The 20,631-nt window shown below is 35.6% G+C and carries 18 protein-coding genes; 6 read left to right on the top strand and 12 right to left on the bottom strand.

Annotated features, from left to right (window positions below; translation table 11 throughout):
- Nucleotides 1-76 precede the first annotated feature (76 nt).
- On the top strand, nt 77-2,182 hold the full coding sequence (locus K0U91_RS05305; RefSeq protein ID WP_220178671.1) for a hypothetical protein: 2,106 nt from the start codon (nt 77-79) through the stop codon (nt 2,180-2,182).
- Nucleotides 2,183-2,294: 112 nt separating this feature from the next.
- The gene (locus K0U91_RS05300; RefSeq protein WP_219970087.1) at nt 2,295-2,891 is read left to right on the top strand and encodes a superoxide dismutase; all 597 of its coding nucleotides are present in this window, start codon (nt 2,295-2,297) and stop codon (nt 2,889-2,891) included.
- Nucleotides 2,892-2,950: 59 nt separating this feature from the next.
- Here the strand turns inward: K0U91_RS05300 and K0U91_RS05295 are convergent, their stop codons facing one another.
- Nucleotides 2,951-3,373: a DUF6146 family protein gene (locus tag K0U91_RS05295; protein WP_220178670.1), complete on the bottom strand. Its 423-nt coding sequence runs from the start codon at nt 3,371-3,373 to the stop codon at nt 2,951-2,953.
- A gap of 45 nt (nt 3,374-3,418) precedes the next feature.
- Nucleotides 3,419-4,606 carry an endonuclease/exonuclease/phosphatase family protein gene (locus tag K0U91_RS05290; protein WP_220178669.1) on the bottom strand — a complete coding sequence of 396 codons (1,188 nt, stop codon included), beginning with the start codon at nt 4,604-4,606 and terminating at the stop codon, nt 3,419-3,421.
- Between the two features lie 245 nt (nt 4,607-4,851).
- On the opposite strand from K0U91_RS05290, the gene K0U91_RS05285 reads away from it, so the two are divergent.
- Both K0U91_RS05285 and K0U91_RS05280 read left to right on the top strand, forming a co-directional pair.
- Nucleotides 4,852-7,725 carry a carboxypeptidase regulatory-like domain-containing protein gene (locus tag K0U91_RS05285; RefSeq protein WP_220178668.1) on the top strand — a complete coding sequence of 958 codons (2,874 nt, stop codon included), beginning with the start codon at nt 4,852-4,854 and terminating at the stop codon, nt 7,723-7,725.
- Nucleotides 7,726-7,742: 17 nt separating this feature from the next.
- Nucleotides 7,743-9,140, top strand: a complete 1,398-nt coding sequence (locus tag K0U91_RS05280) for a DUF5689 domain-containing protein (protein WP_220178667.1) — start codon at nt 7,743-7,745, stop codon at nt 9,138-9,140.
- 113 nt (nt 9,141-9,253) lie between these two features.
- Here the strand turns inward: K0U91_RS05280 and K0U91_RS05275 are convergent, their stop codons facing one another.
- The 5 genes from K0U91_RS05275 to K0U91_RS05255 form a co-directional block, all read right to left on the bottom strand.
- Complete coding sequence (locus tag K0U91_RS05275; protein ID WP_219970092.1) at nt 9,254-9,724, bottom strand: DUF6702 family protein; 471 nt, start codon at nt 9,722-9,724, stop codon at nt 9,254-9,256.
- A 55-nt stretch (nt 9,725-9,779) separates the two neighbouring features.
- Nucleotides 9,780-10,532 (bottom strand): LOG family protein, encoded by a 753-nt coding sequence (locus K0U91_RS05270; RefSeq protein WP_220178666.1) that lies wholly within the window; start codon nt 10,530-10,532, stop codon nt 9,780-9,782.
- 6 nt (nt 10,533-10,538) lie between these two features.
- On the bottom strand, nt 10,539-11,252 hold the full coding sequence (locus K0U91_RS05265; RefSeq protein WP_219970094.1) for a nucleotidyltransferase family protein: 714 nt from the start codon (nt 11,250-11,252) through the stop codon (nt 10,539-10,541).
- 75 nt (nt 11,253-11,327) lie between these two features.
- On the bottom strand, nt 11,328-11,738 hold the full coding sequence (locus K0U91_RS05260; RefSeq protein ID WP_219970095.1) for a RapZ C-terminal domain-containing protein: 411 nt from the start codon (nt 11,736-11,738) through the stop codon (nt 11,328-11,330).
- A gap of 133 nt (nt 11,739-11,871) precedes the next feature.
- Nucleotides 11,872-12,891 carry an aminoglycoside phosphotransferase family protein gene (locus K0U91_RS05255; RefSeq protein WP_220178665.1) on the bottom strand — a complete coding sequence of 340 codons (1,020 nt, stop codon included), beginning with the start codon at nt 12,889-12,891 and terminating at the stop codon, nt 11,872-11,874.
- Nucleotides 12,892-12,940: 49 nt separating this feature from the next.
- Here K0U91_RS05255 and xrtF point away from each other — a divergent pair, with 49 nt between their 5' ends.
- Together xrtF and K0U91_RS05245 are read left to right on the top strand one after the other, a co-directional pair.
- Nucleotides 12,941-13,471 carry an exosortase family protein XrtF gene (gene xrtF / locus K0U91_RS05250; RefSeq protein WP_219970097.1) on the top strand — a complete coding sequence of 177 codons (531 nt, stop codon included), beginning with the start codon at nt 12,941-12,943 and terminating at the stop codon, nt 13,469-13,471.
- A complete protein-coding gene (locus tag K0U91_RS05245; protein WP_219970098.1) occupies nt 13,458-13,898 on the top strand; it encodes an exosortase F system-associated membrane protein in 441 nt (146 codons plus the stop codon). The genes xrtF and K0U91_RS05245 overlap by 14 nt, the downstream gene beginning before the upstream one ends.
- A gap of 281 nt (nt 13,899-14,179) precedes the next feature.
- Here K0U91_RS05245 and K0U91_RS05240 read toward each other — a convergent pair whose 3' ends face one another.
- From K0U91_RS05240 to nadC, 5 genes are all read right to left on the bottom strand, one after another.
- The gene (locus K0U91_RS05240; RefSeq protein WP_219970099.1) at nt 14,180-15,178 is read right to left on the bottom strand and encodes a cation diffusion facilitator family transporter; all 999 of its coding nucleotides are present in this window, start codon (nt 15,176-15,178) and stop codon (nt 14,180-14,182) included.
- Between the two features lie 51 nt (nt 15,179-15,229).
- Nucleotides 15,230-16,222, bottom strand: a complete 993-nt coding sequence (locus K0U91_RS05235; protein WP_219970100.1) for an aspartate-semialdehyde dehydrogenase — start codon at nt 16,220-16,222, stop codon at nt 15,230-15,232.
- Between the two features lie 95 nt (nt 16,223-16,317).
- Nucleotides 16,318-16,755, bottom strand: a complete 438-nt coding sequence (locus K0U91_RS05230; RefSeq protein ID WP_220178664.1) for a hypothetical protein — start codon at nt 16,753-16,755, stop codon at nt 16,318-16,320.
- Between the two features lie 93 nt (nt 16,756-16,848).
- Nucleotides 16,849-19,551, bottom strand: a complete 2,703-nt coding sequence (locus tag K0U91_RS05225) for a TonB-dependent receptor (RefSeq protein ID WP_220178663.1) — start codon at nt 19,549-19,551, stop codon at nt 16,849-16,851.
- 212 nt (nt 19,552-19,763) lie between these two features.
- Nucleotides 19,764-20,624, bottom strand: a complete 861-nt coding sequence (gene nadC / locus K0U91_RS05220; RefSeq protein ID WP_220178662.1) for a carboxylating nicotinate-nucleotide diphosphorylase — start codon at nt 20,622-20,624, stop codon at nt 19,764-19,766.
- Nucleotides 20,625-20,631 lie beyond the last annotated feature (7 nt).

Raw genomic sequence — 20,631 nt, 5'->3', positions numbered from 1 at the left:
TTTCTAAAGAATTGAATAAATATCAATAAATATGTTAAATGTTTTTTATATTTAATAAAAAATTAAACTAATTGTTATGGAAAATTTTAGAACAATTGCATCAGAAGATTTAGATCCAAAATTTGTTTCTGTTGCAGATAAAATTAGTGATGCAGTAATTTCCGCTTCATACCGAACATTACTCAACTGTGAAAACCCCAGCCAATACCAGATGCCTGCAAGCGATGATTCGTTTGAGCATGCCATAAAAAATTACCTTAATACAATACCAGCAGCAGAATTAAAGGCTGGAATGCAAAAAGTTGCCCAGCCTGGTTTTATCCCAAAAGTTTCTGACGAAAGTTTATTTCGAAGTATTGATCTGCAAAGTACTCATTCGGTTGTAAACCAAATTTTCAACGAATTTGATACTGAATTAAGACCATTAAGTCTACATGTTGATTTTGATAATAAAGGTAATTCTAATTTGACTATGAATGTCAATCAGCTTTACTGCGCTGAAGAAACAGGACTTACAAGCAGTGGAAGTGATCATGTTTATATGCAGGCTGTGAGAATTGATGCATTTGGAAATGCGCGCCAATCTCCTTTATTAGATTTAGAAGGAGGATGGGATAATAAAAATCTGGTCAATTGGAAGAATAGAGGAGATGTTAAAAATCTGGTCAATTTTAATCTTGATTATGGAAAAGGATGGCCGAGAAAATGTACGGTTATAGTCGCTATGTCTGTTCGTTCATCGGAAGGTTTGATCAAATTAATAGATAAAATCGCCGAAAAAGCCAAAGAAGAAATAATAAAATATGCAGCAGCTACGGCAGGTGCGTTTCTGGGTGCAAAAGCAGGTGCGATTTTAGGGAGCACACTCGGACCAATCGGAACAGTTGCCGGCGCTATTGTAGGAGCAGTTGTCGGTGCAATTGTGGCGTATGTTTTTGATAAACTCTACGCATGGTTCAAAGATTTGTTTTCGGGTACAAAATTATTTAAGCCTATAACAATAGAATATACCATCCCATACAGTGGTTATCAAAACGGTAACACAGGACATATTTTGACATGGACCGGGCATCACGGGCAATATGAAGCACAAATAGAGGCAGTCCTAGAATGGGGTATTGGAAGGGGAGTCCCTACAGCAATAAAGCATGGCAAATTTACCAATAGTACAGTATATAAAGTAAATGATCAAAATAAAATAGGTTTTTACTGGAATTCCGGAAAATGGGGAAATTCCGGAAAATGGGGCGATACAAAAGGTATGGCTTCTGTAGATTCTCCTGTAAGTACGGTAGGTAACTTTGATAATGGTGAACTTAATATTTTAGTAATAGGCTTAGACGGAAGAGTTTGGCATACCAGTGTAGTAACAGAATTGACAAAGAAGATTGATGGGTTTTCTTTTGGTGAATATAGAGATTGGCAACCCGTGCTTAATGGGCAATTTGTTATAGGTACTAAAGTGGCAGGAGCGTCAAGAGGAGAAAATCTCATTGATATTTTCTGTGTAGGAACGGACGGTCAGATCTGGACGGCCGCAAAAGGACCTCAAACTAATGATGTTTGGGCAGGATGGTGGTCACTTGGTGGGATCGATGCAATACCTGGTTCACCATTGTCTGCCATTTCGAGATCTGCAGGCATATTAGATATTTTTGTGACAGGATTGGATGGTAAGGTGCACACAATAAGCTATGATCCGGCTGCTTCATGGACAGATTGGTTTCATTTCTCAGATTATGACCAGTTTATACCGGGGATCGAAATTACCGCAATTTCAAGAAAAGAAAATTATATAGATTTATTTGCGATAGATTCTAGTGGCAACGCTTATACAGCTACGTGGAACCCAAGTGAAGGTTGGCAAGGCTGGATAAAAATTTTATCAGGAGAATTTACACCCGGAACCACTGTCTCAGTAGCATGTCGTACCCCAGAACATCTTGATGTTTTTGCTGTAGGTATGGATGGTAGAGTATGGACTGCCTCAAAAGGACCACAAACCAATAACGATTGGGCAGGATGGTGGCCAATAGGAGATTTGGTTTTCGAAGAAGGATCTACAATTGCAGCAATTTCACCGTTTCATGATATGATAAATATTTTTGTTACCGGAAAAGATGGTAATACTTATGCATCAACTTTCGATGGAGAAAAATGGGAATGGAGTAATATTGGATAGTTTAAAATAAACTTAATTCATCAATGTTAAAGATTTATTAAAATAATATTCAATTGCTATTATTGGCTTAAATATTAGCTAAATTTACATATTAACATTAAAAATTAAACTTATGTCATTTGAACTACCAAAATTAGGATACTCGTACGACGCCTTAGAGCCGACAATTGATGCAAAAACTATGGAAATCCACCATACAAAGCATCACCAAGCTTACATCGATAATTTAAATAAAGCAATTGAAGGTACTGATCTTGCAGAATTATCTATCGAAGATATCTGCAGAAACGGTGTTGAAAAGCCGGCTGTTAGAAATAATGGTGGAGGTCACTTCAATCACTCATTGTTTTGGGAAATCTTAACACCTGGTGGGAGCAAAGAGCCTGTAGGAAGCGTAAAAGCTGCTATTGAAAATTATGGAGGGCTTGAGAAATTCAAAGCTGATTTTTCTGAGGCCGCTAAAACAAGATTTGGTTCTGGATGGGCTTGGTTAGTTAAAAATGAGGACGGATCTGTATCTGTAACTTCTACTCCAAATCAGGATAATCCGCTGATGCCGATCGCTGATGCCAAAGGAACGCCGGTTTTAGGATTAGACGTTTGGGAGCATGCTTATTATTTAAACTATCAAAACAGAAGACCAGATTACGTTGCTGCATTTTTTAGTGTAGTCAATTGGGATAAAGTAGAAGAGTTATTTAATAAATAATAATCATCTTAATTTTAAAATAAAAAAGGTTCAGAAATTTTTCTGAACCTTTTTTGATGCTAAAATCTTGTAGTATCTGAAGCGCTAAGTCCGTTCATTTTGAGTTTGTATTTCCAGTTGACGTAGGCAAAAACCTGATACAGTTTATATTCAAACTTAATCCCATATTTCTCTCTTGGATTGTAATCTATTGATGATTCTATTACATTTCTATATTTTCCTGATATGTAATAGGAATTCCATTCTGTAACAAGGGTTGTGTTTCTGCTTTTCAGGTAAGATTCAGAATATTGGCTGATCGGTTTGGCAATAGCATTCAAAAAATAATCAAACTGCGTATCAATAACTGTAAGATCCCAATCTCCATCATCATTTTTCTCAGGCTGCATAACAGATTCTTCTTTTATATTCTTCTTGTTGTTTTGTGCAAAAGAGTAGAAAGGAATTAAAATTAAAAATATTGTTATAATTGAATTTTTCATAAAAATAAAGTTACAAAAAAAGCACTCAGTTAAGAGTGCTTTAGATCATGGTTCTTTCTGCAGAACGACAAATGCCGGAAAGTGGTCACTGTAACCGCCTGTGAATTGGTCGCCGTTCCAAGATCGGAAAGGGTAGCCTTTATAATTTCCTTCTTTATTCACTAAATATGCCGGAGCATATACTTCAGCTTTATAAACAGAATATTCCTTTGGGTTTTTATCTAAAACCAAATTTTTAGATACAATGATCTGATCAAATAAATTGGGTGCATCCTGATACGCCAAAGAAGCAATTCCTTTCTTATATAATGGATACATTAAATTCAGATATGGTTTTTCATCACTTAAATCTTTCTCACTGGCAACGGCGTTCAAATGATTTTTTAAGCTTGCACTTACAGGATCATCATTAAAATCGCCCATTGCGAATAGCTTTGTTGAAGGATCTGCCGTTCTTATGCTGTCCATCTGTTGTTTCAGCAATGCTGCAGCAGCGTTTCTTTTAGGTAGAGAAACTGCTTCACCACCTCTTCTTGAAGGCCAGTGATTCATAAAGAAAGCCACCTTCTCGTTATCCAAGAAACCTGTAACAACTAAAATGTCTCGGGTGTATTCTCTTCTTCCGTCTTCGCCGTAAACTTTCAGCTCTTTTTTTAGAGAATTGGTTAATGTAAATCTTCTTTTTTGATAAATTAGTGCAACGTCAATCCCTCTGTAATCATAAGAATTGTAATGTACAATTCCATAATCGTATTTAGCCAAAACAGGTTGCTTTATGAGATCCTGAATTACCTGTCTGTTTTCAACTTCAATTAGTCCTACTACTGCAGGAGCCGTTTTTGTGTATTGAGAACCCAATTCGGCAATTACTTTTGCAGCATTTTCTAATTTTTTCTTATAAATCTTTGTATTGTAGTTTTTTCCGCTTTGAGGGGTAAATTCTTCAGAACCGCTCTGGTACCTTACCGCTTTTTTACCCGCTAACAAACCGTCACTCCATTGTCCTTCATATTTTTCGGCTTCTAAAAATTTAACCGAATCTAATGGAATGCTTCTATGAAAAGCAGGATTTGTTTTGTCTTTTGTTCCGTCTATATAATCAGCTGAACGAATCGTATCCCAAAGGTTTTCTACATTCAGAAATCCTACAGTAGCTACTTTCTTTATTTTTCCCTGCTGTGCAAACGCGATTACCGAAAAAATAACTGCCACCAAACTTAAAAATTTTCTCATCTTAGAATATTAAAATTATTTAATCCGCAAATTTACTTATTTTTAATACATGCCATTTTAATTAAATGTAAATTTATCATTTTAAAATGAGCTAGTTTTGTGAAATATTATAGAAATTTAACAATATTAAGAAATCATAACGTTAAATAAATTATTAAATACAAATTTTTACTAAATTTGTGCCCCCAAAGTTTTTAACCTTTTGGAAATGAACATTAAAAGTATTAAAACAAAGTACATCACGCATGATTAAAAAACTATCTTTAGTCTCTTTATTTACTTTACTTCCGGCATCTTTTTACTTTGCGCAGACTACCGTCTTTGCTTATGTAAAAGATTCTCAGGGAAAGCCTGTTGAGCAGGCAGAAGTAGATGTAAAAGGGGCAGAAAATGATGTAACGGCTGATAAGATTGGTTATTTCCAGCTTGTCGATTTGCAGCCGGGGCATTACCAACTGGTCATTACCAAACCCAATTACGAAACAAAAGTAATGGAGTTTGATGTTGCCAACGATGAAAAAAGAAAAGATCTAGGAGTTGTTACATTATATTCTAGTCTTACTACTGCAGATCAAGGATTGGCAATTATCGACAGCAATGATGACGATGAAGACAGCAGCCAAGCATCTACTGTAGGATTATTGCAATCTTCTATGGATGTTTATAGTAGAATTGCAGCGTTTGATTTAGGATTCTATTGGTTCCGACCGAGAGGTATCGACGGCAGATCAGGTGAAACCATGATGAATGGTGTTTCTATGGTAAAATCTGATAACGGGAGTGTAGACTTCAGCAATTGGGGTGGCCTAAATGAAATCACAAGATATCCTGAAATTTCTCAGAACCACGCACCGTCAGAATATGCTTTTGGTGGTAATAGCTCAGTGATTTATAAAAATACAAAAGCTAGTGAGTACAGAAAGGGATTTCAGTTTACCCAGTCTCTTACCAACAGAAACTACAGAAACAGAACTTCTCTTCGATACACCTCTGGGATGAATAGCAAAGGCTGGGCATTTACAGTGATGGGTGCAAGAAGATGGGCAGAAGAGGGTATTCAGGAAGGAACTTTCTATGATGCATACGGAACTTATCTTGGAGTTGAGAAAAAGTTTAATGATAAGCATTCAATGACATTCAATTTCATTGGTTCACCATACAGGAGATCTACGGCAAGCCCAAGTACTCAAGAGGTTTATGATTACAGAGGTGTGCATTATAATTCTTATTGGGGTTATCAGGATGGTGAGAAAAGAAGTGAAAGGGTGAGAAGAGGCTTTCAGCCTATTTTTCAACTTCAGGATTTCTGGAAAATTAATACAAAATCCAGTCTTTGGACAACAGCCTCATACCAATTTGGAAAAGATAGGGGTTCGCGCCTAGATTGGAATGGTGTTACAAACCCTTCACCGCAATATTACAGAAATTTACCAAGCTATTATATCAACAGCATTATTTATAATGCTACCAACAACAGTTTAAATCCTGCTTTATATACTACATTAACCGATGCTTATAATACAAGTTTACAGGGATGGTTAAATGGTGATCCTTCTATAACGCAGATAAATTGGGACAGATTATATGAAAATAATCAGAAAAATGATGTTGTAGATCAGGCAGAAATGTCTCGTTTATATAATTTGAGCGGTAAAAGATCTAAAGTTTATATGGTAGATGATGTAAGTGATGATAAAATCTTCAACGCAGGAACTCACTACACTTATAATTTTAATGACCGTACAAAATTTATTCTAAATGCTTCTTATCAAAACTACAGATCTGAATTGTATCGTGAGATGAAAGATCTTTTAGGAGGTGATTATGCAATCAATGTAGATCCGTTCAAAGAATCTGCAAGGCCGGGCTCTACAGGATTTTATAATACAAATGATTCTGATGTTGAGGTAAAAGTAGGTGATCGTATGACTTACAACTATATCATTAGAAGACAGGATGTTAAAATAAACCCGGGCTTGAAATTGTCTACCGGTAACTTTGATGTATTTGTTTCTGCATTAGCAGGATATTCTACCTCAAACAGAGAAGGCTTATTTAAGCATTATTTGTACGAAAATTCAGAAGGAAAAAGCAAAGATTATAACTTCTGGAATTTTGGACTAAAAGCACAGGTTGTTTACCGTATCAATGGTAGAAACTTCTTGGTATATAACGGGGCAATGTACAATCAGGCGCCATTCTTAGAAGATTTATTTATCAACCCAAGAGTTAATGCTTTGGTAAATCCAAGTATCAGAAGTACAGTATATACAGCAAATGATTTGAGTTATGTAATTAGTACTCCTTTCCTTAAATTAAGAGCTACAGGTTATTTAGTTGATACTCAGAATGAAACGAACGTACAGAGGTTCTTTGCGGATGGTATTCAATTAAACAATACCAATCCCGACGGTTCTGTTTCTCAGGTTCAGAGCGCATTTGTAACCCAGGTAATGTCAAATGTTGAGAAAAGAAACATGGGTGCAGAATTAGGTGTTGATGTCAAGGTTTTACCGACATTGTCTTTACAAGGTCTGGCAAGCTACGGTCAGTTTACCTACCGTAATAATCCTGATGTATATTTGGTTTCAGACGCCTCTGGAAGCAGCGTTACTTCGTTTGGACAAGCATATATCAAAAACTACAAGCAGGGAGGTACCCCTCAACAAGCATACTCTTTAGGTTTACGTTACAACAATCCTAAATATTGGTGGGTAGGTGCAAACTGGAATTATCTGGACGATAATTATCTAGACCCATCTCCTGCTTTAAGAACCAATAATTTTATTCAAAATCCGTTCTCTAGCACACCATTTTTAGGACTTGACAATGATCAGGTAAGAGATATGCTAAGACCGGTGAAGCTGCCTTCAGCATTTTTCCTGAATGCTAATGCAGGAAAATCATTTGTATTTGGAAAATATTACTTATTGCTTACCGCATCTGTGAACAATATTTTAGATAATAAAAGATACATCACCGGAGGATTCGAGCAGACGAGAGAAACCAAAGCGGCAGATTTTGCGGCAGATTTCTATAGTCCGACGCCTTCTTTTGGTCCGAAGTATTGGTATACTCAAGGACGTTCATATTTTGTTAACTTACAATTTAGATTCTAACAGAAAAATAAAATAAAATGAATAATATCGCTAAATTTTTAAAAACGGCATTTGTAGCAGTAGGTGTACTGTCTGCTGTGTCTTCTTGCGTGAAAAATGATGAGTGGGAAACACCTCCTATTCAATGTACAAACAAGTTTGCTGCGCCTACGATGACAATGGCTGATTTTGCAGCACAAGTTCCTGCTAATGGTTATAAACTGATTACAACAGATCAGATTTTTGATGGATACATTATTTCTTCTGATGAACAAGGAAATTTTTATAAGACTATTTCTTTCCAGGACAAAACTGTAAATCCTACTGTTGGTTTACAAATTGAAGTGGATAAGGCAAGTAATTTTGCTGACTATCCGGTCGGAGCTCATATCAGAATAAATGCTAAAGGTCTGAGATTAGGCCTTGACAGAGGTACTGTAAAATTAGGTTCAGAAGATCCTACTTTTGCCATAGGTAGAATTCCTCAGGCGCTTGTAGGAAGATATGTATCTGGTGTTTGTAACGGAAACGGTCTTGATATCCAAAAAATCACTCCAACTGTTCTTACATCATTGGCAGACGCAAAAAACCCTAATTTAATCAATACATTGGTAACTGTTCCTGGTGTACAGTTTACTATTGCAGAAATATTCCCCGTTCAGAAAAAATTTATTGATTATGATGCTGCAGGACAAGGTTTGGATACAGATAGAAATATTGAAGATAAACTTGGAAATTCTACAGTAATCAGAAATTCTGGTTTTTATAAAACAGGTGGTGAGGTTTTACCTTCAGGAAACGGAAACATTACTTTTGTAGTAAGCAGATACAATACATCTTGGCAAATGTTAATCAGAAGCGCATCTGATATTGCTTTTACAGGACCACGAGTAGATTCTACTCCACCGAAAGGAGGTGCCGCAATTGCTTATTCTGGTTCTTTCCTCGAAAATTTTGAAAGTTATTCTTTAACACCTACCAATCTTGAGGTATATCCTAAATATGTTAATGATCCGGTTTTAGGAAACAGATATTGGCAGTTAAAGACATTTAGCAACAATAAATATATTCAATTAGGTGCAAACTCAGGATCAGGTCCTTATGTGACTTATTTTGCAGTTCCTGTAGACTTCACGGCTGCAAGTACATTTAAGTTTGATGTAAATGTTGGATTCTGGAACGGTAATGCTTTAAAGGTTTACTATACAACCAACTATACACCGCTTGGAGACATTACAGCAGCGACAAAAACAGATATTACATCAGCATTTACAATTCCTCAGGCACCTATAAGTGGCTATGGAACATTAGCTCCGGCTGGTACATACACAATTCCTGCATCTGTAACAGGTAACGGATTTATCTTGTTTGAATATACAGGAAATGGAAGTGGTGTTACAACTACCATTCAATTAGATAATATTCAAGCTCAGTAATATTCTAATTTAAATACTCTTAAGGCTGCCAATAAAGGCAGCCTTTTTTATGAGGTCATTATAAAAAAACCACCGCAATTGCGGTGGTTTTTTTATATAAATATAAATTCTTATTAAAAAGAAACTTCGTTTGTCTCTTTACCACGTTGAAAATTCATGGTTTTTTGATTTCCTTTATAGGCAATATTTACGAGGTTAATCTGTTTAGGAAAAGCACTTAGAAGAATGGTATTCTTAATCTTAAGACTGCTTACATCAGAAACGCCTCCTGTTTCAAAATAAACCCATACTGTTTCTCCACTCACCTGACTTCCTGTGAATGTGAGAGTTTTAGGAGAATTGTTTACATAAACATCAAAATTATTATTGACGTATTTCTTTACTTCGGCTTCAAAACCCGCTGTACTTCGGTTGATTTTGATGGCATCCGAAATATGACTCGTATTCATTTTTGTGGTAAATTTCAGTGTTTTGCTTCCGTCAATATAATCTACTTTCGTCATTGATGAGAAGAAATCTGCAGTCATGAAACTCATCAATGCAAATAATGATAAAATACCTGATATGTATAAAAATTTTTTCATCTTAAATTATTGTTAATCATCTTAGTAAATATATCTGGCTCAAATATAATGCCAATTAAAAGTTAACATTGACTGCGTATTTTTCATAGAAGGCTCTGATGTGCTCTACAGCTTCGTCAGCGGTATCTACCACACGGTACAGATCCAAATCATTTTCAGAAATCATTCCTTCTCTTAATAAAGTTTCTTTAAACCATCCAAGCAGACCGCTCCAAAATTCAGATCCCACCAGAACGATAGGGAACTTCCCGATTTTATTGGTTTGAATTAAGGTAATCGCTTCCGTTAGCTCATCCAATGTTCCGAAACCTCCGGGCATCACTATGAAACCCTGAGAATATTTTACAAACATGACTTTTCTGACGAAAAAATAATCGAAATTTAGCGAGTACATTTTGTTGATGTAAGGGTTGAAATGCTGTTCAAATGGCAGATCAATATTTAAACCGATAGATTTTCCTGCAGAATTGAAAGCGCCTTTGTTTCCGGCTTCCATGATTCCGGGACCACCGCCGGTTATTATTCCAAAACCGATTTTTGTAATTTTTTCGGCAATTTCTACAGCCATTTTGTAGTACTTACTTTCAGACTTTAATCTTGCAGAGCCAAAAATAGAAACACAAGGTCCTATTTTGGCCATTCTTTCATAACCGTCTACAAACTCTGCCATGATCTTGAAAACCATCCAGCTGTCTTTGGTCACGATCTCATCCCATGTTTTCTGTCTGAAACTGTTGTGTAATATTGATTCGTTGATATCTAATTCAGGATTTTGTAAACTCTCATCCCTGCTTCCTTCAATTCCCATTCTGTTTTATTTAAAATATTTTTCGGCTTCTATGATTGATGACGGCCTTCCTACATCGATCAGAATACTGTCATGCTTAAAACCATGAATTTTTTCGGTCTTCATCAGATCCAGATATTCTTCCATCACAGAAAATTTACCGGTACGTTTTATTTTGTCGAAAATAATCGGATTTATGCAGTGTACACCGCTGAATGCATAAGGTTTAAATCCCTTATTAAATTCTGCCAGTCGCTGCTCGCCGGTCTGTACATTCAGCCATCCTCTCAAAACCATATCATCGTTAAATAATAATTTTCGCGAACTTTCTCTGTCTGACACGGCTAATGTAACAAAATCTTTTATGTTTTGGTGATATTCCACCAGATCATTGATGTTAATGTTGGTCAGGATATCCGCATTCATGATGATAAAATCTTCACCATGGTCAAGAAATTTTTTGGCAAAGATTAAACCTCCCCCTGTTTCCAGAAGTTCTTCAGATTCGTTTGAAATTTCAATTCTGCAATTAAAATTGTCGTTTTTCTTTACAAAATCAATAATCTGATCGCCAAAATGATGTACGTTGATTACAAAATCAGTAATCCCAAAACTCTTTAGATATGTTATATTTCTTTCCAAAAGCGGAATGCCATTTACTTTTGCCAAAGCTTTCGGATGATGATCTGTAAAAGGTTTTAAACGGGTGCCTTTTCCTGCTGCAAAAATTAATGCCTTCATTTTTTATAATTGATAGGTGATGAATGATGATCGATAGAGATAGTTTTTAAGTAATCATTTATAAATTATCAATTATCATTTATTATTGAGTTGATGTTGCTCATCATGATGAAGGCTGACTTCCACTTTATCTCCATATTTTTCTTCAATAAAATGAGCGATTTTGATGGCTGAATATACCGATCTGTGCTGTCCACCGGTACAGCCAAAATTGATCTGAAGATTCTCAAACCCGCGACCCAGATAATTATCGATGTTGATGGAAACCATGCTTTTTACCAGTTCTAAAAATTTGGGCATATCTGTTTTTGCTTCCAGATATTCCTGTACGCCGATATCTTTCCCGGTTTGGATTTTATATTCTTCCACTCTTCCCGGATTTAAAATTCCTCTGCAGTCGAAGGTAAAACCGCCCCCATTTCCTGAATCGTCTTTAGGAATTCCTCCTTTTTTATATGAAAAACTGTGGATGTCTATGTGTAGCATATATTTTTTATAATTGATTGTTTATATTTTATTTTAAAGAGATCCTTCGACTGCTTCTCGCTCAGGAGGACAGTGCTAATACTGTTTAAATGAATATAATTTTAACGGTGTCATTCTGAGACTGTCGAAGACTTTAACTCTGTAAAATCTCTTCAATTTTTAATTTTGTTTTCTCCAAACTCAACTGTTTAATCACCTTTTTCAGTTCGGGATAATTTTTCATATCTTCCCAATCGTCTGAAAACTCCTTTAAATTTTCAATTCCTTTATCAATGCTGGTAATAAAATGTTGTTTTCTTTGAATTAATCCGCGGAAACCATACGCTCCTAAAACTTGCAGAAACCGCATCAGCTGAATGGGTCTTACCGATTTTTTTAGTTGGAACTGGGTCTCCTTATTTTCAAATTGCTGAATGTAAAATTCAAGCATTCTATTTTTAAAATTTTCCGGAAAGTTGGCTTTTGCCTGAAACAGAAATGAGATCACATCATATATTAAAGGTCCTTTCATTGCAGATTGATAATCAATAAAAGAAACTTCATTTTGATTGTTCACCATAATGTTTCTTGCCTGAAAATCACGAATCATCAAACCTTTTGGCTCAAGATTTTCGATGAGGTTCACAATTTCTTTAAATTCTTTCAGCAGGGTCGACTTATGGTATTCAAGCTCCAAAACATCGGCAATGAAATTTTTGAAGTAATACAGGTCATGTGTTACCGGAAGCTCGTTATAACTTTCGTATTCAAAGGTTTGAGTAAAATCAATCTGTTTCTGCGTTTTCGTTTGTAATTCGAAAAGATTTTCCAAAGTTTGTTTTACAAGAGATTCTACATTTTCAGATAAATTTTCTTTAGAAATAATTTCTGAAAGCGTATGATTCCCGAGATATTCCTGAATATACATTTTTCTGTCATCCGATACCTTCAATACCTTCGGAGTATTAAGATTTAAATCTGAAAAAACCCTTGAAAAATAGAGAAAACTATCATTTTCACGAATATTTTCATTGTAAGTGATAATGTAATTCCCTGTCTGATTTTGAGCCCGAAAATTGACTCTTGCAGAACCGCTTTGAGCTAAAGTGACAAATTCTGTAGATTTTCCGCCAAAATGGTTTTCAAAAAATCTTTTTGCATTTTCAAAAGTCATAATATGAAACAAATATACTAATTTACAGTCGATTTTTTATCTTTGCAATATGCTAAAGGACTTTAGGCCTGTTTTGGGAATTCTGCTGCGTTTCATCATCATTTATCTGGTGCTGCTATTCGTGTATCAGTTTTATCTGAACAGTTTTAAAGCTCAGGGCCTCGATCCTTATTCGCGGATTATTGCAGACCATGTGATGTTTATTCAAAACAAATTGCAATATCCTACCTTATTGTATAATGACGTTCCTAATGAACAGGTTTATTACTATGTAAAAAAAGTATATGTCACGAGAATGGTGGAGGGTTGCAATGCGGTGTCTGTCATCATTCTGTTTGTATCTTTTGTTTTTGCATTTTATAAAGGGACTAAAACTTTCGTTTTTGTTGCTGCAGGTCTTCTTGCTCTTTACATTATGAATGTTTTGAGAATTGTAGGACTTAATATTGTAACTCGGGATTATTCAGAATACAATAAACTGGCTCATGATTATCTGTTTCCAGCTGTTATTTATGGGAGTGTCGTGGTTCTTTGGCTAATTTGGATCAAATTTTTTGCTTTAAAAAATGAAAATTCTTAGCTGGCTGATCGTTATAGCCGGAATTTTCGGGCTTGTTGGGGTGAGAATGCTGGAAGATCAGATTTTTTATGATCCTTTTCTAAATTATTTCCATGAGGCAAATAAAAATGTTGTTTTCCCGGAATTTGAATGGGGAATTCTGGTTCTCAGCCATATTTTCAGATTTGTCCTGAATCTTATTTTCTCAAGTATTATCATTCATTTTTTGTTTAAAAATAAAGAATGGACAATACAAGGTGTGCTTTTAATTGCTATTGTTTTCATTATAACTTTCCCCATCTATCTCTACTGCATCTATGACAGATTTGAAATGGGATATCTTTTTTCTTTTTATATGCGCAGGTTTGTTATTCAGCCTCTTATTTTACTTCTGATTGTTCCGTTGTTTTATTACAGGAAACAAATCTTGCTGAAAAATTCGTTATAGGTTAAATGCTTTTATTCTGAAAGTAAATATTTTTTTTGAGCTCCGTAGGAGCGAAATGTTTGTGGATGTATTAAGTAATTCAAATTTGAGCCCGTAGAAAGCGACATATTTCTTTTTACATATTTTAATCATTTCTATTACTCAACGGATTTATTGGTGCTATTTGTCAATAGCCCGGATCGCAGCGGTTACCCCACAACAAGCGATGGCAATATAAAAGTAATATCAATATAAGCGGCTGCGTGAGGAGTATGAGCATAGAGCAGGAATAGCTTCTAAAATTATTCTGCTGTATGTTTGTCGACGTTGGTTACATTTTCGGCAGTCCATTCAACTCTTCTTATAAAGGGTTGTTCGCGGACAGGGCAATCCATGATCTGACAGATAGGGCAGGAGATGGGTTTGCAGTCATCCATATGGAAATTGAATTCAACTGTCCTTATGGTATTTTTAGCTAAAAGAAGAATGACTTTTTCCATTTCTTTGTGCGCATCACGAAGACTGTAATACCAAGGTAGCGTAATGTGTGCGTCGATATGTAATGACGCTCCAAACTGCTGGATTTTCATGTTATGAATGTCGATCCACTCTGTTTCTCTATTATTTTCTAAAAGCTGAATAATATTGTTTAAAAGTTCAGGATCCTGCTCGTCCATGATTCCACTTAAGGATTTCCGGATGATTTTGTAACCTACAAAAATAATATAAAACCCAAATATGAGGGCAACAACCGAATCTATCCAATAGATTTTGGTGAAATAAACAATAATTAAACTGATCACAACACCCAGCGTCGTAATGGTATCAGACTGCAGATGCTTTCCTGAGGCGATAAGAACGAGAGAGCTCTCTTTTTCACCTTTTTTTATAGAAATATATCCAAGGAAATAGTTGATAACTGCAGTCGCAGCAATGATGGCAATTCCCCAATCGAGGTCATTTAATATTCTGCCGGTTACCAAACTATTGATGCCTTCATAGATAATCATAATTCCGGCAATGGCGATAAGGGCGCCTTCGATTCCTGCAGTGACAAATTCTACCTTGCCATGACCATAAGGATGGTCTTCGTCTTTCGGTTTTGAGGCTAAATGCAAGGAATACAGCCCCATAAATGCACTGATCACATTCACAATACTCTCCATAGCATCAGAAAAAACGGCATCTGAGTTGGTAAGTTTCCAGGCGATAATTTTTGCGACAAAAAGGACGATCCCAAAAACGGCAATCCATTTTTGAAAGCTTATTTTATCTTTATTGATGTTTTTGTTAGAGCTCATAGTTTGATAAAAAAAAGAATCTCTTTTGGAGACTCTTTTCTTTTTGTTAGTTTATACTAAGTTGTTTGCTACCAGGTATTCTGCAATCTGTACAGCGTTGGTTGCAGCACCTTTCCGTAGGTTGTCTGCTACAATCCAGAGGTTAAGGGTTTTCGGCTGCGAGAGATCTCTTCTGATTCGCCCTACAAAAACTTCATCTTTCCCTTCTGAATAGAGCGGCATTGGGTACTCGTTGTTTTTTACGTTATCCATCACGATAACTCCCGGCGTTTCTGATAAAATTTTTCGTACTTCGTCTAATTCAAATTCGTTTTCAAATTCGATGTTTACGCTTTCAGAATGGCCTCCCTGTACCGGAACTCTTACTGCGGTTGCGGTTAAATTGAATGTGTCGTCTCCTAAAATCTTTTTAGGCTCTTTCATCAATTTAATTTCTTCTTTCGTGTAATCGTCATCTGAAAATACATCACAATGCGGCAAAGCATTTTTAAAGATTTGATAAGGATAAACTTTAGCAACAGAATCATCACCGGCAATTTCAGCATTCAGCTGATCAACCGCTGCTTTACCCGTACCTGTTACAGATTGGTAAGTAGAAATAATGACTCTCCTTAAATCATATTTTTTATTCAACGGACCTAAAACCATGACCAGCTGAATGGTAGAACAGTTTGGATTGGCAATAATCTTGTCTTCTTTTGTCAATACATGTGCGTTGATTTCCGGAACGACTAATTTCTTGGTAGGATCCATTCTCCATGCTGAAGAATTATCGATTACTGTAATTCCTGCTTCGGCAAATTTTGGAGCATATTCTAAAGAAGTTGAACCTCCTGCGGAGAAAATAGCAATATCAGGTTTCGCAGCTATAGCGTCGTCGATGCTTACGATAGTGTAATCTACCTGTTTATACTTCACCTGTTTACCGATGGATCTTTCCGAAGCAACCGGAATTAACTCTGTTACAGGGAAGTTTCTCTCTTCGAGAACTTTAAGCATCACTTGGCCAACCATTCCTGTTGAACCTACTACAGCTACTTTCATAAGTGAATAAAATTGTTTTTAAAGGTTAACAAATTTGAATCTCCCACAAGAATTTTTAGGTTCTCAGTTAAATCAAATTAATCATATTTTTAAGATTAAGCTCCAAAAAGTCTGTGCCACTGAAATGCCCAAAGCATTAAGGCAATTGCAACAAAAGCGATGATTACCCAGCTCATCTGGATTTTATCGTTTGTCTTCAGTTTTTTATTGAATATGGTCAGCAAAACGGCAGCAATAATCATTGCGGTAGGATGTTCAACATAGGTGTTTCTCAAAACCGAATCTTTCATTAACATACCTGATTCTTTTGCAGCTTTAAATCCCGGAGAAAAAAAGAATAGCATGATTAATCCGATCAGGGCTTGCGTATGAAAGAAAATCATTGTAAACAGTGTAGATTTTCTCAAAAGCTTAGAAATTTTTCCTGAGTATCCAAACATGGTTACCAAGAGCGCCACTACCAAAACTGCAGTTGCCAATAAGATTAAATAAGCAAAGCCACGGTGCGCCTGAAGCATAAAGTTGAAATCCATAATATTTATTTTAGTTGATTGCAAATATAAAAAAATCCCGGCTATAAAGCCGGGATTTGGTATGTATAAAATCTAATGTTTATTTATTATTTATTAGAAGTTGAAAGATAATGTTCCAGACCATGTTCTTCCAAATCCGAAATAAACTTGGTTAGTCTGGTTAACACCACTGTAGTTACCAGCTGCCTGATAAGTTGCAAAGTTTGTGGCATTAGAAGCAAGTGTTCCTCCATTGATATCCGTATATTCCTGTGCTGTAAGATTAGCGTGAATATTTGTATTTGCCTCAGAAATGTAAACTTTATCCAATAAATTATAAACATTACCTCTTAGAGTAAAGTATTGTTTTGGATTTTTAAGTTTTATTTTAAATGTAATGCCTAAGTCTACTAATCCAAATGTTGGTAGTTCTAATGCACCCTTATTACCTGCTGCTTGCGTTTGGAAGTTTAATGGATTTACGTTAGCATATAAATTTTTAACTGCTCTGTATGTACCATCTAAAGCAAACCATTCTGTCGGTTTGAAAGTGAATCCTCCAGCTGCAGTAAACTGAGCTGAACTTCCCACTTTTACATTATCCAAATAAACTGTACTATTTGATGAGCCACTTGGTAAAACGAGAGGATCATTAGTTTCTGTAAATAGATCACTTGTTGCATTACCTTTGTAATACCAGTCCCCCATTGATAGCATCCCGTTAAATGATAACATTTTGTGAACATTTGCTGTTGCATCAATTTCGATTCCCTGATGCACTTCCGTAATACCTGAAATATTAGCATATGCCGAATTTGTTGTGCCCGGAAGACCTGTTGTTGGATCTATGAAAGGACTTGTAATATTTGTTCTTCTAAGGAATCTGTCTTTCCATGAAGTTCTGTAAATATTTACATTAGCATTGAAAATTCCTGAACGGAAACCATAACCAGCTTCAACTCCAAAGATTTTCTCATTCGTTAAGTTTGGATTTAGGAAGTTTTTGTTATTTGGATAAACCGAATTTAAGAACGGTTGTTTTTCATAGTAACCGATATTAGCAAAAACGTTATGGTATTCATTAATATTATAGTTTGCACCTGCTTTTGCATTAAATCCGATAAGATTTTTGAATCCTGTTTTAGTGTTGAGAGCAGGATTTAAAGCTGTAGGCTGAATAATTGCAGGGTTTGTATTGCTTGTTGCATATCCTGAAACGTTTCCATTAAGAAGAGATCTTCCATCAACAAGGAAGTTATCAATTCTTTGGAAACCTTGATTAGAGATAGCTCCAGATACAAAAGCAGATAATTTATCATTAGAATATTCTAATTGTCCGAATCCACCATACCAAAGAACTTCACCGTCATTATTATATCCGATTCTGTTTTCTAAAGCATCAATTTTCCCTCCAAAAGGATTCCAGTTTGGTTCTGCTTTTGAAGTATTAGAAACATAATTATAGCCAGGTACAAACACATTATTGTTATTCGGAGCGTATAGGTTTCTATTAGCAGAATCTCTGTATGAAGAACCTCCTAAAAGGTCGCTTGCTACTTGGTAATGGTAACCATAGTAATATCTTGTATCAATACCAACTGAAAAGTTTAAATGATCAGTGATTTTATGATTGAAGCTAGAAATGATTCCGTACCAGTTATGAGAATTGATCGATGAGTTTCTGATAAGAATACCTCTGTCAGCATTTGATGCTGCATTCGCTGCAGAAAGAGCGTCAAAATCAAGAATTCCCTCAGCCGTTCTAAAAGATTCTAAATTCCTTGTAGTGGTATTTGCTAGATTTCCAACATTTCCAACATTTCCCGTTCCTGCACCTCTACCAAATGAAGCATAAGCAACAGTGTTTAATTTAGATTTATCTGAAATATTCCAGTCCCAGTTTAACGACATTACTGGCTTGTGGTAATAATTTCTTCTTAAACTATATTCTTCTCCATTCAAATAACCGTAGTCTGCATTATATCTTGTGTCAGGAGTTCCGTCTTTATCAGAATTATATTTAATGTAATTCGCTATAGTTGAAAAAGTGCTTCTTTGATTATGAGCCTGAGGAGCACCAGTGATTGTAAATTGAAAATCATGCTTGCTTCCTGGTTTGTTGTATCCTAAAGCAAAATAATAGTTGTATCCTTCAAATTCTGTTCCTCTCGCAAACGTAGAACCAGAAGCTCTACTCATCAAAAATGATGTAGACCAACCTTTTTCAGATTTACCTGTATTGTAAGCAAATAAGGTTTTAAGATAATCATCATTACCAACTGTTAATGATACGACACCTCCTTCTTTTTTATCGGCTGCTCTCGTTAAAATATTTATGGTTCCACCAACAGAGGCAATTGCTAATTTTGAAGAACCAAGACCTCTTTGAACCTGCATTGAAGAAGTAACATCAGAAAGTCCTGCCCAGTTTGACCAGAAAACACGTCCGTTTTCCATATCATTGACAGGCATACCATTTACCATTACAGCAATGTTTTCTTGTGCGAATCCTCTAATGTTAATTTTAGAGTCTCCAAATCCTCCACCTCCTTTAGTAGCATAAACAGATGGTGTTGTATTTAGAATCTCAGGAAATTCTTGGTTTCCTAATCTTTCAACGATTTGTGCCTCTTTAATTGTAGAAACAGCAACAGGTGTTTTTCTATCTTTTGCAATATCTGCAACACCTATTAACACTACCTCATCAATATCCTTAGACCTAGTTTTTGTAGTATCCTGAACTTGTTGAGCGTAATAAACACTAGCTGTAGAAAGTGTGATTACCACAGAAAGCATCGATTTGTTGATTAATTTCATAATCGTAAGTAATAGTTAGAATTAAATTTACCGCAAAATTCGGCAAATAAATTTTAACTCTTATTAACTCAATGTTAATTTTTAATCAGTCTTAATAATGCTTAATGCATTGGTTATTAGGTATATATAGAATTTATGAATTTTGACGTGAAAAATATCATATTATTTAATATTTAACAAATGGCACTTCTTTTTATTAAAAATATAATGTTTTACATAACAGCTTTTAAACTTAAATCGATATTTTTAGCTGAATGCGTTAATGCACCTGCGGAAATATAAGTAACTCCTGTGGTAGCAATTTCTTTTAATTGATCTCGTAAAATTCCTCCTGAAGCTTCACTTTCACACGATCCGTTGATTATTTTTACCGCTCTTTTCATCGTGGCAATATCCATATTATCAAGCATGATTCTGTCGACTTTGGCGTTGACAGCTTCCTGCACTTCTTCAAGATTTCGGGTTTCAACCTCGATTTTAAGCTTTTTCTTTGTTTTTTTCACGTAATCTTTAGCCATTTTCACGGCATTTGTGATGCTGCCATTGTAATCGATGTGATTATCTTTGAGCATGATCATATCATACAGGCCATACCTGTGATTGGTACCGCCACCTATGGCAACTGCCCATTTTTCACAAACTCTGAAGTTTGGAGTTGTTTTTCTAGTATCCAGAAGTTTAGTCTTTGTCCCTATCAATCTGGAATCCCAATCCTGAGTGAGCGTTGCAATCCCACTCATTCTCTGCATGCAGTTGAGTACCAATCTTTCTGTTGATAAAATAGATCTTGCGCTTCCAGTCACGATAAATGCTACGTCTCCCGCCTTTGCTGTTTCACCGTCTTTTATAAATCTCTCGACTTTCAGATCTTTATCAAAAGTTTTGAAAATTATTTCTGCCAATTCTACACCAGCCAGAATACAGTTTTCTTTAACCAAGAGCTTGGCGCTCTGTTCGAGATCTTTAGGAATTGTTGAAAGGGTTGAATGATCTCCATCCTGAATATCTTCTTCCAAAGCATTTTTAATGAATTTTTTTAAAACTTTATCTGTTGCGTAGTTGGGTCTTTTCATTATTTTT

The organism is Chryseobacterium sp. LJ668 (assembly GCF_019613955.1).
Taxonomy (GTDB): Bacteria; Bacteroidota; Bacteroidia; order Flavobacteriales; family Weeksellaceae; genus Chryseobacterium.
Note: the sequence above shows the minus strand (reverse complement) of the source record. Positions and strands in the feature narration are given on the sequence as shown.